The following is a 12,876-nucleotide window of genomic DNA, read 5'->3' as shown; positions in this document are numbered from 1 at the left end:
ATGGGGGTGGCGGGAAACATGCGTTACTTGGCGCGCACGAGCGTTGGCGCTCCATGACGTCGCCGATACCGATCCGTCACCTCGAACGCGTTCGGCGCCTCCCTAAGAAGCAAAGACGACGCCGCGTTCGAAGAGCGACCCCCTCCTCCTTGTTCTCCCGCGAAGGCGGGAGCCCAGTCTGGATCCCCGCCTTCGCGGGGAGACAAGCTGACTTGGACTCTAGGGATACACCGAGTAGTTCCGAGGTCCCCCGGCACCGCAAACAGACGACGAAAGATGTTTTGCGCGAGTGGATGCCGGAACAAGCCGGCATGACGGACTGCGCGCTGACGCCGTCCGACCTCACGATCCTCCCCCGCCAGGCGGAGGTGGCACCGAAGGTGGCGGAGGGGGAGGACGCGGAACAGAGGTTGCCCTTACCTCCCCCTCCGACTGGCAAACGCCAGCCACCTCCCCCTTGCGGGGGAGGATCGTGCATTCGCCTTAGCGCAGCGCGCCGGCCACCAGCTTATGCAACCGCGAGTGAAGCGCATCGTTCGCAGCAAGGAACTCATTACGCTCCATCGCGCGATCGCCGCCACGGAAGTCGGTAACGAAACCACCGGCTTCCTTTACCAGCAGCATGCCCGCTGCGACGTCCCAAGGCTTCAGGTTCGATTCCCAGAACCCGTCGAAACGCCCGGCCGCAAGCCAAGCCAGATCTAAAGCAGCAGCACCAAGACGACGGATCCCAGCAACCTCAGGCGCAACCGCGCCGAAAATCCGGCTCCACTGCGCGAAGTCGCCATGCCCCAGGAACGGGATCCCCGTCGCAATCAGCGATTCGGACAGATCGCGGCGCGACGACACGCGCAGGCGCTGGTCGGTGAGCCAAGCGCCCCGGCCCTTCTCGGCCCAGAAGCTCTCGTCGGTCAGCGGCTGATACACGAGCGCAGTCGTGACCTCACGCTTGCCGTTCGGCATCGGCTCCTCGACCGCGATCGAGATGCAGAAATGCGGGATGCCATGGAGGAAGTTCGACGTCCCATCCAGGGGATCGACGATAAAGCGCGGCTTGTTCGGATCGCCCTCGACCTCGCCGCGCTCCTCCATGAGCATGCCCCAATCGGGACGGGCGTGGCTGAGTTCTTCGAAGATCGTCTGCTCGGCGCGCTGGTCGGCCTGGCTGACGAAGTCGGCTGGACCCTTGCGGCTCACCTGGAGCTGCTGGACCTCGTTGAAGTCACGGCGCAGGCGCGGCGCGGCCTTGCGGGCGGCGCGCTCGATGACGGTCATGATGCCTGAATGGCTGGGCATGGTATTCTATCTCCCCCCCCCCGCAAGCGGGAGGGGCCGGGGGTGGGCTCGCGCTATCAGCGTCGCGCGGCATCGAAATTGTTCGCGCCAAGGTCGTTGCGTACCATGGAGGGCGGGTGCCCACCCCCCGGCCCCCTCCCGCTTGCGGGAGGGGGAGCAGTTTTCAGTCCGCGCGACGCACGTAGGTCTGCTCGTAGACATCGACCACGATCCGCGTGCCGGCACCAATATGCGGCGGCACCATCACGCGCACGCCGTTCTCCAGCACCGCAGGCTTGTAGCTCGACGAAGCAGTCTGCCCCTTCACGACGGCATCCGCCTCGACGATCAGCACCTCGATCGTGTCGGGAAGCTGGACCGAGATCGGCCGCTCTTCCCAGAGCTCCATCACCACGTCCATACCGTCCTGCAGGAACGCCGCGGCGTCGCCCAGGATGTCGGCGTCGAGCGAGATCTGCTCGTAATTGACCTTGTCCATGAAGGTGAGCATGTCGCCCTCGCGGAACAGGAACTGAAAGTCGACGGTCTCGAGCCGCACCTTCTCGACGCTCTCGGCGGAGCGGAAGCGAGTGTTATTCTTGCGGCCGTCGATGAGATTCTTCATCTCGACCTGCATATAGGCACCGCCCTTGCCAGGCTGGGTGTGCTGAATCTTGACGGCGCGCCAGATGCCGCCCTCATATTCAAGAATGTTGCCGGGACGAATCTCGACCGCGTTGATCTTCATGACCGATTCCTGCTGGAAAGAGCTAGGGGCCGTCCGCGAAGCTTGGCCCTGGGGCATGACTCTGCGGAAACCCGAAGCGGCGGGCTTTAGCGGGACGACCCCGTTCCGGCAAGCAGCGGGTAGGGGTTCACGTTCTCGCCCTGCCACCAGCGCTCACCCGGCTGCATCCTGGTCAGCCCGAAATGGAGGTGGTAATTGCCTGCCCCCGCATCGCCGGTGTCGCCGACATAGCCGAGCGTATCACCTGCCTTGACCGCCATGCCCTCGCGGATGCCAGCCGCATACCCCGCGAGGTGCGCATAATAATAGGTCCAGCGCCGGTCGGGCGAGCGGACGTACAGCGTGATCCCGCCAAGTCCGCTCTGGAACAGCTTCTCGATCCGCCCCGGTGCAGCCGCGACGACGCGCGTGCCACCCGGTGCCATGATGTCCGTCCCGTGATGACTGCGCAGACCGCCGCCCCGCGCATCGTTCCAGCTGTCGGCAATCGCTTTCCGCGACACGCCAGCCACCGGAACGGCCAGCGCCCCCGGCGTCACGGTAACGGCAGCGACCTCGGCGGGAGGCACCGACTTACGCCAAGGCACCCGCCGCTCGATGCCGCTACCGCTGCTCCCGAACGACACCATCGACGCAAATCCGCCGATCGCCACCACGATCAGCCCGAGAATGATCCAGAACGTCCGCGTCATCGTCTCAGGCCTGGAACACGGCCTTGGTCCCCGGCTTGATCATCATCGACAGTCGCGCCGCATCCCAGTTGGTCAGGCGGATGCAGCCATGGCTCTCAGCACGTCCGATCGTCTCGGGGTTCGGCGTGCCGTGGATGCCGTAATGCTCCTTCGACAGATCCATCCAGATGACCCCGACCGGACCGTTCGGGCCCGGAGGGAGCATTTCCTTCTGCTGCCCCTTCTTCGCATCCCAGAACAGTGCGGGATTGAAGTGGAACTTCGGATTGTAGTCCGAGCCCTTGATCGTCCATGTGCCGAGCGGCAGCGGATCATGGCTCGACCCCATCGTCGCGGAGAACTGCGCGATCAGCTTGTCGTTCGCGTCGAGCACGCGGAGCACGCCATCCGACTTGTCGACGACGACATGATCCGCCTGCGGCTGCTTCGCATCGACGTTCAGCATGGTGAGCGTCGCGATCCAGTCCGGCTTCAGCTTCGGATCATAGGCTCGTGACGATGGCAACGCGTTCGGGAACACGATTTTGGTGCCCGGCGCCAGCTTCGTCGTCGGCGAGTTCAGCGCCACGATCACCGCCGGCGTCGTGTGAAACATCTCGCCGAGCTTCTCCATGACGTTCTTGTACCCAAGCGCCGGGAGTTCGGCCTGCTTGGCGGGATCCTTCGGGAACGGATTGACGAACGGACCCGCCAGCATCTCCGGCGTCAGCGCGACCGTCACGGTCGGCCGCGCGGCGCGGTACGGATACAGCGCCTGCAACGTCCGCGCGTCAGGCTTGCCGGTAATCGGCAGCCCCTTCGCCTCCTGGAACCCCTTCAGCGCGGCGACCAGCGACTGCCCGCCGCGCCCGTCGAGCACGCCCGGCCCGAAGCCGAGGTGGTCGAGGATCACCTGCACGTGCAGGATGTTGCGATCGATCGGTACGGGCTTGGCTGGCGCTGCCTGCGCTAAGGCGGGCGACGCGGCACCCAGCAGGCATGCCGCAAGAACCGAAGCCTTCATCGCAAATGCCGTCATGCCCATCATCCCAAACCGTTACGCTGCTGCATCAAACGGTCGGGACGACGGTTGTTTCCAACGGCTCAGCGCTTCGCGAGAACCTCGCCGAACGCCTTGATCGCAGCAACCTCGTCGCCACCCCAAACGGCGCTCGACACGGCAATGAAGTCGGCACCCGCAGCAATCAGCGGCGCGGCATTCTCCGGGGTGATGCCGCCGATCGCGACGCATGGCATCTCGAACAGCGTCGACCACCAGGACAGGATCACCGACTCAGCCATATGCTCGACCGTCTTGGTCGTGGTCGGATGGAATGCGCCGAACGCGACGTAATCGGCCCCCGCTTCGCCCGCTTCCATCGCCAGATGCCGGCTGCCGTGACACGTCACGCCGATCTGCGCATTGGGCCCGAGCTGCGCGCGCGCCTCACGCGGATCGCCATCGTCCTGGCCGAGATGCACGCCGTCCGCATCGAGCCGCTTCGCCAGCCCGATATCGTCGTTAACGATGAACGCGACGTCACGCTCGGCGCAGATCTTCCGCAACGGCTCGCCGAGCGCCGCGGCGGCGTGCTGGTCGATATCCTTCACCCGGAACTGGAACGCCGCGACCGGGCCTGCATCCAGCGCCCGCGCAAGGCGCTCCGGAAAGTCGCCACCAACGTCCAGCGGCGACACCAGATACAACTGGCAAGCTGGCCGGCGCATGTCGCGGCGGAAATTCTCGGCGAAATTGGGATCGAGCGGGCCCAGCGGATCTTCGAATTCGGTCATCCCCGCCCCCTAGCCGCTCGTGCCCGCCACGTCACCACGCGTCTGAGCAGATAGACATTCCCGTCATCCTGAGCTCGACCCAGGATCCAGAGCCACAAACGGATCCGCCTGAAGCTCTCGATCCCAGCGTGCGCCGGGATGACGGATGCCGTCCGTTACTCCTCGTTCTTGTAGATCCGGATGATCCGGTCGAGCATCGCCAGCGCTTCGTCACGCGGGCGCTGGAAGGTGTTGCGGCCGATGATCGAGCCGTTGCCGCCGCCGTCGCGAATGTCGCGCGCATCCTGGAAGATCGCGTCCTCGCCCTTCGACGCGCCGCCCGAGAAGACGTTGATGCGACGTCCGGCAAAGCTCGATTGGACGACGTGCTTCACGCGATCGGACTGCTTCGACCAGTCAGTGTTCGCGTAGAGCGGCTTGGCTTCCTTCTGCTCGATGTGCGCGGTCGGCAGCTTGGTCTTGATGATGTGTGCGCCGAGCAGCGCCGCGATGTGCGCGGCATAGGCACCGACGTCCAAAGCGAGCTCGCCGTCCTTGGTCAGCTCGCCGCCGCGCGGGTACGACCAGATCACCGTCGCGATGCCGACCGACTTGGCCTCTTCGCTCAACTCACGGATTTCCTCGACGAGATCGAAGAACTGGTCCGCGCCGGGATAGATCGTGAAGCCGATTGCCGCCGACCCGAGCCGCACCGCATCCGACACGGTCGCCGTCACCGCCTGGTCGATCGTCGTCGCCCAGCTGTTCGAGCTGTTGCACTTCAGGATCGTCGGGATCTGCCCGGCAAACGTATCCGCCCCCGCTTCGAGCATCCCGAGCGGCGCGGCATAGGCGCTGAGGCCAGCGTCAATCGCGAGCTGATAATGGTAATGCGGGTCGTACGCCGCCGGGTTGACCGAGAAGCTGCGTGCCGGGCCATGCTCGAACCCCTGGTCGACCGGCAGAATCACAAGCTTGCCGGTACCTCCAAGCTTGCCCTGCATCAGGATGCGCGCGAGGTTCGCCTTCACCGCCGAACTGGTGGCCTCATACTTGTCGAGAATGGTTTTGACTTGCGGAGTGATCGTCGAGGTCATGCTGAAATCCTGTCTTAGAGTTCGAGCCAGCGGCGGAGCGCGTCGTCGACTCGGGTCATGGTGGTGATGGGTATCGTACCGATAATCTTGACGATCTTGTTGCGGTCGAGCGTATCAACCTTGTCGATCTGGATCTCGCTATCGCGAAATAGGCCGGTTTCCGCCGATGCCTCCAGCGACACGCGAAACAGGTTCGTCCCGCTAATGACGCTGGTCAGCGGGCACAGCGAAATCGTCGCGTGATCTGCAAAAAGGTCTGATTGGACGATAAGAAAGGGGCGTGGCTTGCCAGAGAAATCGCCCTTGCCCGATCCGACGACGATCATACCGCGGACGAATTTCATGCAGGGGGCGCCCCGATTAGTGCGTCCCAATCCTCTTCACCTGCCTGCCTATCGTGATCAGCCGCAGCGAGCGACTGACGCCGTGCCTCCGCAAGGAATGCCTCGTCGTGGCGTTCGACATAGCGTCGCACGGCTTCGCGTGCGATATCGCTCTTGCTGCGCCCTTGGGTGCGCGCAACCGCTGCAAGCCGTTCTTCGAGTTCGCTATCGAGCCTGACACCGAGCATCCGAGTCTCCGTTTAACATGTTAAACATAGGCGGGTGGGTGTTGAGGATCAACCCCGGCTGGACTGCAAACCTAGTGATTGACGTTGGATCTTTCGACGCCGACACTCTCGAAATATGGGGCGGACGGCACAGGGGCGGGCCAATGAAGATCATGCAAGGCATCGTCGCATGCGCGATGATCATGACCGCATCCGCAGCGACGGCCGCAGTCAAGATCGGCGAACCAGCGCCGCCGTTCGAACTGACGCTGATCGACGGGACCAAGGTGCGCAGTACCGATCTGCACGGGCAGGTCGTCGTCTTGAACTTTTGGGCGACATGGTGCGGGCCGTGCAAGGCAGAGCTTCCGCTGCTCGACAGCTATTACCGCATTCGCAAGGACAACGGCCTGCGCGTGTTCGCGGTGGCGACGGAGGATTCGCTGCCCGCGTTCAAGCTGAAACCCCTGTTCGCCGCGATGACGATGCCGTCGGCGCGGCGAATCAAGGGGCCGTTCGCGGTGATGGGCGCCCTCCCCACCAACTACATCATCGATCGCGCCGGCGTGGTTCGCTATGCGAAAGCCGGCGCGTTCGACCTGAATGAACTCAATACCTTGCTAGTCCCGTTGCTGCGGGAACCAGCGCCTTAACGCGTCAGCGCCGCGACGCCGGGGAGGTCCTTGCCTTCCATCCACTCGAGAAACGCGCCGCCCGCCGTCGAGACGAACGTGAACGCGTCCGCGACGCCAGCGTGGTTGAGCGCCGCAACCGTATCGCCGCCGCCGGCGACCGAGACGAGCGAGCCACCTTCAGTGAGGGCCGCCGCGGTCTTGGCGAGCGCGACGGTCGCCTTGTCGAACGGCGGCGTTTCGAACGCGCCGAGCGGGCCGTTCCAGACCAGCGTGCGGCAGTTCTTCAGCACGTCGCCAAGTGACTCGACCGCCGCCGGACCGACGTCGAGGATCATCTCGTCGGCGGCGACTTCGTGCACGTTGACCGTACGCGTGGCGGGGTTCGGCTTGAACTCCTTCGCGACCACGACGTCGTACGGCAGGTGAACCGTGCAGTTCGCCTTGTCCGCAGCTTCCATGATCTGTTCGCAAACGCTCGCAAGCTCATGCTCGCAAAGGCTTTTACCGACATCGACGCCGCGTGCCGCGAGGAAGGTGTTCGCCATGCCGCCGCCGATGATTAAATGATCGACCTTGGTAACGAGATGCCGCAGCACGTCGAGCTTAGACGACACCTTCGCGCCACCGACGACCGCCGCGACCGGATGCTCGGGCTCGCCAAGTGCCTTCTGGAGCGCATCGAGTTCGGCCTCCATCGCGCGACCGGCGAAGGCGGGTAGGACGTGCGCGAGACCCTCGGTCGAGGCATGCGCGCGGTGCGCAGCCGAGAAGGCATCGTTGACGTAGAGATCGCCAAGGCTTGCAAACCGCTGGACGATCGCCGCGTCGTTGGTCTCCTCGCCGCCGAAGAAGCGCGTGTTCTCCAGTACCGCAATATCGCCGGGTTCGAGCGTAGCGACGGCGTCATCCGCCCCTTCCCAGTCGATGTAGCGGACTTCGCGGCCGAGCACTTCGCTGTACGGCTTCACGACCTGCGACAGCGAGAATTCGGGGCTCGGCACGCCCTTGGGACGACCGAAATGCGCGAGGACGAGGACGATCGCGCCCTTGTCGGCGAGTTCGCCAACGGTGGCGACGGTGGCACGCAGACGGGTATCGTCGGTGACATGCCCCTCGGCCATCGGCACGTTGAGGTCTTCACGCACGAGCACGCGCTTGCCCTGGACATCGCCCATATCATCTAGCGTCTTGAATGGCTTAGTCATGGTTCTTCGATCCTGATCTCATCACCGACGGCGACTCTGCCGCCCATCAAAACTCGGGTACACGCCCCGCCCCGCCAGTCGGGCGTCAGCGCTGCGAACAATCCTGGCGCCAATGCATCCATGCGGTCGCACGGATCGGTGTGGCGCGTCACCTCCAGCACGACGTCCGCGCCGATGCGGAGCCGCGTGCCGGGTATCTGGGGAAGATCGAATCCATCAACGAGCAGATTGGCACGCCGTTCGTACCACGGAATATCGCGCCCGACTTCGGCCATTGCGGCGTCCCAGTCGCCACGTTCGAGCAACGTGACCTGCCGCCGCCCCTTGCCGCCGGGCTTCACGCGACCGCGGAAGTCACCGTGCAGGCCAGCCTTGATGGTGATCTCGACATCGTCGATGACCTCCATCGGGCCCTTGGCGCGGGCGTGGCGCGCGATGCCGGCGATCGAGCCAACCATCGTTGAGGCCGGGGCCTGGGCCACCGCCCCCTCCCCGTTCGTGTCGAGCGCAGTCGAGACACCATCTGTCACGGGAGACGACTTCTCGACTGCGCTCGAAGCGAACGGGAGAGGAAGTACATAGATCGCGAGCTTAGATGAACTTCGCCATCGCAGTTGCCGTATCGACCATCCGGTTCGAGAAGCCCCATTCGTTGTCGTACCAGCTGACGACGCGGACCAGCTTGCCGTCGATCACCGCGGTCTCCAGGCTGTCGATCGTCGACGACGCCGGGGTATGCTGAAGATCGATCGAGACGAGCGGCTCGTCCGACCAGTCGAGCACGCCGACCAGCGGGCCGCTCTCGGAGGCCGCCTTCAGCACCGCATTCACCTCTTCACGCGTCGTATCGCGCGACGGGGTGAAGGTCAGGTCGATCAACGAAACGTCCGGGACCGGCACGCGGATCGCCGAACCGTCGAGCTTGCCCTTCAGCTCCGGCAGCACTTCGGCAACCGCACGCGCGGCACCGGTCGTGGTCGGGATCATCGACATCGCCGCAGCACGCGCGCGACGCAGGTCGGGGTGGATCTGGTCGAGGATCTTCTGGTCATTGGTGTATGCATGCACCGTCGTCATCAGGCCACGCTCGATACCGATCGCATCGTTCAGCACCTTGGCGACGGGCGCGAGGCAGTTGGTGGTGCACGACGCGTTCGAGACGATCGTGTGCTCGGCGGTCAACTTGTCGTGGTTGACGCCGTAGACGACGGTCAGGTCGACGTTCTTGCCCGGTGCCGAGATCAGCACCTTCTTCGCACCCGCATCGAGATGCTTCTGGCAGCTCGCCTTGTCGGTGAAGAAGCCGGTGCACTCAAGGACGATGTCGACGCCCAGCTCGGCATGCGGCAAGTTGGCAGGATCGCGCTCGGCGGTGACGCGGATGCGCTTGCCGTCGACGACCAGCTCGTTGCCCTCGGCCGAAACCTCGCCCGGATACTTGCCGTGGACGCTGTCGCGCTTGAACAGCCAGGCGTTCGACTTCGCATCACCGAGATCGTTGATCGCGACGAGTTCGAGTGCGCCGTTCGACTGTTCGAGTACCGCACGGGCGACGAGACGGCCGATGCGCCCGAAACCGTTGATCGCAACCTTGACCGTCATTGCTGTCTCTCCGCTACGCCCGCGAGTCCGTTCCGGGCGCGCAGCCTTTGCGGGGCGGTGGGGCGCCCTGTCAACACCGTGGATCGCGGATCACGGCGGCGAAACCGGCTTGTCGCACACCCCGGCCATGCTATCTCGCATGCTATGTCAGACACAATTACCGATACGCCGACGCCCGTCGACGGGACGGACGCGCCTACCGCCGTCGAACGGATCGACGCGGCGATCACGCGCATCGAATCCGCCATAACTGCGCGTGCCGAAGCCGGCGACGCCCTCGCCAAGCGCCACGCAGCGCTTAAGGCGCGGATGGCCGAAGCTGTCGCCGCGCTCGACGACGTCATCACGCGCGGGAGCCCCAACTGATGGCCCAGGTCATGCTCGATATCGGCGGTCGTCCCCACGCGGTTGCCTGTCGCGACGGCGAAGAGTCGCGCGTGCGGCTGCTGGGTGCGATGGTCGCCGAACGCTGGGCCACTGCGGACCGCGCGGCTGGCGGTCTCAGCGCCGAGCGCGCGATGCTGTTCGTCGCGCTGATGCTCGCCGACGACCTCGACGAAGCCGCGCACCGGCCGCCCGAAGGCTCGGCGGTCAGCGAGATCGCACTGACGCGGATCGCAGATCGTCTCGAAGGGCTTGCCCAGGTTCTCGAACACACGCCCCTTGAGCTTAGCCCGCCCAACGCCTAGATTGGTTATGGCGGGTTCTGCCCGGTACGAGCCTTTATTATCCCTGAGGCTATTCATCATCCATAGGGGGCTGTCCCTGTTAGGATCCTGGTCCGAAGCACATGGTCCCCACCTGACGTACCGTGCGTCAGTGGATAACCCGGCACACGGCCATGGTGGGCCCGCCACACCACCATCTTCCCCCTATCTCAGGGTCGCAAGCGCATGACAGACAAGAGCGCGTTGAGAGCCTCGCTCCGCGCCGCGCGGGAAGCGCGCCCGCCGGTCGAGCTTCCTGTGCCGTCGGCGTTTCTGGCACGGCTGAAACCCGGATTGACGGTCGCCTCCTATGTCCCGTTCGGCGGCGAAGCAGACCCCTCGCCCTTTGCGCGCGCCGCGGTCGATGCCGGATGCGTCATCGCCCTGCCCCATGTCGTCCGCCGCTCGCTGCCGATGCGCTTCCTGTCCTGGGCGACCGAAGCGGCGCTGATCGCCGGACCGTTCGGCTTGCACCAGCCCGCCGAAGATGCGGCCGAACTCGAACCCGACATCATCCTCACCCCGCTCGTCGGCTTCGATCGCAGCGGCAACCGGATCGGCCAGGGCGCCGGCTATTACGACCGCGCCTTCCTTGCGCACCCGAACGCCTGGCGCGTCGGCATTGCGCTATCGGTGCAACAGGTCGATAGCCTGACCCCAGACCCGTGGGACGTCCCGCTCCACGCCATCGCCACCGAATCAGACTGGATCACGCCATGACGCCAACCTGGCGCAAACCCGTCGGCATGCTCGGCATCTTGCTCCTGATCCTGGTGTGGTGCGTGGCAATCGTCAGCCTGTCGAAGATCGTCGGCAGCTGGCACTGGCTGGGGCAACTGGTGTTCTACCTGTTCACCGGCCTGATCTGGATTGCGCCACTGAAGCCGGTCCTGCGCTGGATGGAGCTCGGGCGGTAGCAGCAGCTTCCAAGGGGTTCCCCCGCGGACGCGGGGGCCCAGCTAAATACCGAGCAACGCATGCGGCCCCTGGCCCCCGCGTTCGCGAGAGAACAAGAAGGCAAGTACCTGAAAGATTTCTAAAAAGGATTTCGGCCACCCACTAGGGTGGCGCGAGTGACGGGACTCGAACCCGCGACCTCCGGCGTGACAGGCCGGCGCTCTAACCAACTGAGCTACACCCGCATTCCCAATGACGAACCCTAGCGTCCCAAGGGACACGCGGGAAGGCTCGTCAAAACCTCAACACAATCTCGAACCACCTAAACGATGGCGCGAGTGACGGGACTCGAACCCGCGACCTCCGGCGTGACAGGCCGGCGCTCTAACCAACTGAGCTACACCCGCTGAAACAGCGTGGAGGCGGCAACTAGGCGAGGGTTCGGATACCGTCAACCCAAATTATCCGCCAGTTTCACGTTGTGCCTCGGGCGGGTCGCCACGACGGCGGTTTCGCCCGGTCTTGGGCTGCACCAGCGTCCCGTGCTCGAACAGGAAACCGGCGATATCGGGCTTACCAGCGGCCTTCACGATCGTCTGGATGATGATCAGCAGCGGCACCGCGAGCAATGCGCCCGACGTGCCCCACACCCATCCCCAGAAGCTCAGCGAGATCAGAATCAGCAACGGGCTGATCGTCAGCCGGTGGCCGACCACGAACGGCGTGATCGCGTTTGCCTCGACCAGGTGGAGCCCGTACATCAGCGCCGGCGGCAGCATCGCCATCCAGATGTCCGAGAACGTCATCAGCCCGCCCAGCGCGAGCAGGAACGCACCGATCACCGGCCCGAAATACGGGATGTAATTGAGCAGCGCGACGATCCCGCCCCACATCGCCGGATACGGCATGCCGATGAACCACAGCGCTACCCCGGTGATGATCCCCAAAACGATGTTGATGAGCGTGATCGTCCCGAGATACGCGGACACGTCGTCGACGATATCCTGGATCACCCGAGCGGTCGCCATCGCCCCGTCGAAGCTGGTTCGCCCGGTAATCGTCTGCCGCCGCATCCGCGTCCACCCCGACAGAAAGAAGAACACGATCAGGACACCGAACAGGAACTGTACGATAACCGCCGGCGCCGACGTCGCGGCGAGTTCGAGGATCGAGCCCGGCGCGGCGACGCCAGCGGTTGCCGGCTGCTTGATCGGGGTCGACGCAACCTGCCGCAGCGTCTTGTTCACGTACTTCTCGAGGCTCGAATACAAATCGAGCAACGGCGCGAGATTGTTCTGAATTCGGTCCAACCGCGTCGGCAACAACCGGAAGAAGTCGGTCGCCGGTACGAGGATTGCGGCGATCGCGATGTTCGCCGCGATGAGGAAGACGAGAATGCACAGGATCGCGGCAAGCGGCGAAGGAACATGCCGCCGCTCGAGCCATTCGAGCACCGGCACCAAGGCAACGGAAATCACCAGCGCGATCGTGAGCGGAAGGAAGAACTCCGCTCCGGATTTCAACGCGAACGGCGTCGCGAGTATGAGCCCGACACCCGCGGTCAGTGTCAGCGCCGCCAGCAACCGATCGCGACGCTGCGCGATTCGCATCGCATCCTCGACCCCGACCGCGATCGGCAGCCCGAACGCACTCTCGGCCGGCGGACCTTCGGTAACGGCGCTGTCCCCGCCTTGCGGCTGGTTCTTTTCGTGGCGA

General features: G+C 64.6%; 17 protein-coding genes and 2 tRNA genes. 5 read left to right on the top strand and 14 right to left on the bottom strand.

The window, feature by feature from the left end; all coding sequences use genetic code 11:
- Positions 1-483 precede the first annotated feature (483 nt).
- From C8J42_RS07710 to C8J42_RS07675, 8 genes are all read right to left on the bottom strand, one after another.
- On the bottom strand, positions 484-1,296 hold the full coding sequence (locus tag C8J42_RS07710; protein WP_056048515.1) for an inositol monophosphatase family protein: 813 nt from the start codon (positions 1,294-1,296) through the stop codon (positions 484-486).
- Positions 1,297-1,459: 163 nt separating this feature from the next.
- The gene (gene efp / locus C8J42_RS07705; protein ID WP_133019527.1) at positions 1,460-2,023 is read right to left on the bottom strand and encodes an elongation factor P; all 564 of its coding nucleotides are present in this window, start codon (positions 2,021-2,023) and stop codon (positions 1,460-1,462) included.
- 86 nt (positions 2,024-2,109) lie between these two features.
- Positions 2,110-2,715, bottom strand: a complete 606-nt coding sequence (locus C8J42_RS07700; RefSeq protein WP_120300075.1) for a M23 family metallopeptidase — start codon at positions 2,713-2,715, stop codon at positions 2,110-2,112.
- A 4-nt stretch (positions 2,716-2,719) separates the two neighbouring features.
- Positions 2,720-3,733 carry a L,D-transpeptidase family protein gene (locus C8J42_RS07695; protein ID WP_243644181.1) on the bottom strand — a complete coding sequence of 338 codons (1,014 nt, stop codon included), beginning with the start codon at positions 3,731-3,733 and terminating at the stop codon, positions 2,720-2,722.
- A gap of 65 nt (positions 3,734-3,798) precedes the next feature.
- Entirely contained in the window at positions 3,799-4,488 is a 690-nt protein-coding gene (gene thiE, locus C8J42_RS07690) for a thiamine phosphate synthase (protein WP_133019526.1), read from the bottom strand.
- Between the two features lie 155 nt (positions 4,489-4,643).
- A complete protein-coding gene (locus tag C8J42_RS07685) occupies positions 4,644-5,564 on the bottom strand; it encodes a class I fructose-bisphosphate aldolase (RefSeq protein ID WP_121885202.1) in 921 nt (306 codons plus the stop codon).
- A gap of 14 nt (positions 5,565-5,578) precedes the next feature.
- On the bottom strand, positions 5,579-5,908 hold the full coding sequence (locus tag C8J42_RS07680) for a type II toxin-antitoxin system PemK/MazF family toxin (RefSeq protein WP_133019525.1): 330 nt from the start codon (positions 5,906-5,908) through the stop codon (positions 5,579-5,581).
- Positions 5,905-6,135, bottom strand: coding sequence for a ribbon-helix-helix protein, CopG family (locus C8J42_RS07675; protein ID WP_056482291.1), 231 nt, complete (start codon positions 6,133-6,135; stop codon positions 5,905-5,907). Before C8J42_RS07675 ends, C8J42_RS07680 begins: the two co-directional genes overlap by 4 nt.
- A 152-nt stretch (positions 6,136-6,287) precedes the next feature.
- Between C8J42_RS07675 and C8J42_RS07670 the strand changes: the two genes are divergently transcribed.
- Complete coding sequence (locus tag C8J42_RS07670) at positions 6,288-6,767, top strand: TlpA disulfide reductase family protein (protein WP_133019953.1); 480 nt, start codon at positions 6,288-6,290, stop codon at positions 6,765-6,767.
- Here the strand turns inward: C8J42_RS07670 and C8J42_RS07665 are convergent.
- The 3 genes from C8J42_RS07665 to gap form a co-directional block, all read right to left on the bottom strand.
- A complete protein-coding gene (locus C8J42_RS07665) occupies positions 6,764-7,954 on the bottom strand; it encodes a phosphoglycerate kinase (RefSeq protein WP_133019524.1) in 1,191 nt (396 codons plus the stop codon). The genes C8J42_RS07670 and C8J42_RS07665 overlap by 4 nt on opposite strands.
- Positions 7,951-8,412 (bottom strand): MOSC domain-containing protein, encoded by a 462-nt coding sequence (locus tag C8J42_RS07660; RefSeq protein ID WP_133019952.1) that lies wholly within the window; start codon positions 8,410-8,412, stop codon positions 7,951-7,953. The genes C8J42_RS07665 and C8J42_RS07660 overlap by 4 nt, the downstream gene beginning before the upstream one ends.
- A gap of 133 nt (positions 8,413-8,545) precedes the next feature.
- Positions 8,546-9,556 (bottom strand): type I glyceraldehyde-3-phosphate dehydrogenase, encoded by a 1,011-nt coding sequence (gene gap, locus C8J42_RS07655; RefSeq protein WP_056048489.1) that lies wholly within the window; start codon positions 9,554-9,556, stop codon positions 8,546-8,548.
- Positions 9,557-9,700: 144 nt separating this feature from the next.
- Here gap and C8J42_RS07650 point away from each other — a divergent pair, with 144 nt between their 5' ends.
- From C8J42_RS07650 to C8J42_RS07635, 4 genes are all read left to right on the top strand, one after another.
- Complete coding sequence (locus tag C8J42_RS07650; RefSeq protein WP_133019523.1) at positions 9,701-9,922, top strand: hypothetical protein; 222 nt, start codon at positions 9,701-9,703, stop codon at positions 9,920-9,922.
- Positions 9,922-10,245, top strand: a complete 324-nt coding sequence (locus C8J42_RS07645; protein ID WP_056058285.1) for a cell division protein ZapA — start codon at positions 9,922-9,924, stop codon at positions 10,243-10,245. The genes C8J42_RS07650 and C8J42_RS07645 overlap by 1 nt, the downstream gene beginning before the upstream one ends.
- Positions 10,246-10,449: 204 nt before the next feature.
- Positions 10,450-10,983, top strand: coding sequence for a 5-formyltetrahydrofolate cyclo-ligase (locus C8J42_RS07640; RefSeq protein WP_133019522.1), 534 nt, complete (start codon positions 10,450-10,452; stop codon positions 10,981-10,983).
- Complete coding sequence (locus C8J42_RS07635) at positions 10,980-11,180, top strand: DUF2842 domain-containing protein (RefSeq protein WP_133019521.1); 201 nt, start codon at positions 10,980-10,982, stop codon at positions 11,178-11,180. Before C8J42_RS07640 ends, C8J42_RS07635 begins: the two co-directional genes overlap by 4 nt.
- A gap of 148 nt (positions 11,181-11,328) precedes the next feature.
- Here the strand turns inward: C8J42_RS07635 and C8J42_RS07630 are convergent.
- From C8J42_RS07630 to C8J42_RS07620, 3 genes are all read right to left on the bottom strand, one after another.
- A tRNA-Asp gene (locus C8J42_RS07630) sits at positions 11,329-11,405 on the bottom strand.
- Between the two features lie 85 nt (positions 11,406-11,490).
- Positions 11,491-11,567: transfer RNA gene (locus tag C8J42_RS07625), tRNA-Asp, on the bottom strand.
- 54 nt (positions 11,568-11,621) lie between these two features.
- Complete coding sequence (locus C8J42_RS07620; RefSeq protein ID WP_133019951.1) at positions 11,622-12,770, bottom strand: AI-2E family transporter; 1,149 nt, start codon at positions 12,768-12,770, stop codon at positions 11,622-11,624.
- Positions 12,771-12,876: the final 106 nt, after the last annotated feature.

This window comes from Sphingomonas sp. PP-CE-1A-559 (assembly GCF_004340965.1).
GTDB lineage: Bacteria > Pseudomonadota > Alphaproteobacteria > Sphingomonadales > Sphingomonadaceae > Sphingomonas.
The sequence above is the reverse complement of the archived record's forward strand: the minus strand, read 5'-3'. Positions and strand labels throughout refer to the sequence as shown.

Bases quoted from the DNA above. Each gene is read 5' to 3' on its own strand.
- C8J42_RS07670 (WP_133019953.1), top strand. From the start codon at position 6,288: ATGCAAGGCATCGTCGCATGCGCGATGATCATGACCGCATCCGCAGCG.
- C8J42_RS07675 (WP_056482291.1), bottom strand. From the start codon at position 6,135: ATGCTCGGTGTCAGGCTCGATAGCGAACTCGAAGAACGGCTTGCAGCG.
- C8J42_RS07620 (WP_133019951.1), bottom strand. From the start codon at position 12,770: ATGCGAATCGCGCAGCGTCGCGATCGGTTGCTGGCGGCGCTGACACTG.
- C8J42_RS07695 (WP_243644181.1), bottom strand. From the start codon at position 3,733: ATGACGGCATTTGCGATGAAGGCTTCGGTTCTTGCGGCATGCCTGCTG.
- C8J42_RS07680 (WP_133019525.1), bottom strand. From the start codon at position 5,908: ATGAAATTCGTCCGCGGTATGATCGTCGTCGGATCGGGCAAGGGCGAT.
- gap (WP_056048489.1), bottom strand. From the start codon at position 9,556: ATGACGGTCAAGGTTGCGATCAACGGTTTCGGGCGCATCGGCCGTCTC.
- C8J42_RS07685 (WP_121885202.1), bottom strand. From the start codon at position 5,564: ATGACCTCGACGATCACTCCGCAAGTCAAAACCATTCTCGACAAGTAT.
- thiE (WP_133019526.1), bottom strand. From the start codon at position 4,488: ATGACCGAATTCGAAGATCCGCTGGGCCCGCTCGATCCCAATTTCGCC.
- C8J42_RS07635 (WP_133019521.1), top strand. From the start codon at position 10,980: ATGACGCCAACCTGGCGCAAACCCGTCGGCATGCTCGGCATCTTGCTC.
- C8J42_RS07640 (WP_133019522.1), top strand. From the start codon at position 10,450: ATGACAGACAAGAGCGCGTTGAGAGCCTCGCTCCGCGCCGCGCGGGAA.
- C8J42_RS07665 (WP_133019524.1), bottom strand. From the start codon at position 7,954: ATGACTAAGCCATTCAAGACGCTAGATGATATGGGCGATGTCCAGGGC.
- C8J42_RS07650 (WP_133019523.1), top strand. From the start codon at position 9,701: ATGTCAGACACAATTACCGATACGCCGACGCCCGTCGACGGGACGGAC.
- efp (WP_133019527.1), bottom strand. From the start codon at position 2,023: ATGAAGATCAACGCGGTCGAGATTCGTCCCGGCAACATTCTTGAATAT.
- C8J42_RS07645 (WP_056058285.1), top strand. From the start codon at position 9,922: ATGGCCCAGGTCATGCTCGATATCGGCGGTCGTCCCCACGCGGTTGCC.
- C8J42_RS07660 (WP_133019952.1), bottom strand. From the start codon at position 8,412: ATGGTTGGCTCGATCGCCGGCATCGCGCGCCACGCCCGCGCCAAGGGC.
- C8J42_RS07710 (WP_056048515.1), bottom strand. From the start codon at position 1,296: ATGCCCAGCCATTCAGGCATCATGACCGTCATCGAGCGCGCCGCCCGC.
- C8J42_RS07700 (WP_120300075.1), bottom strand. From the start codon at position 2,715: ATGACGCGGACGTTCTGGATCATTCTCGGGCTGATCGTGGTGGCGATC.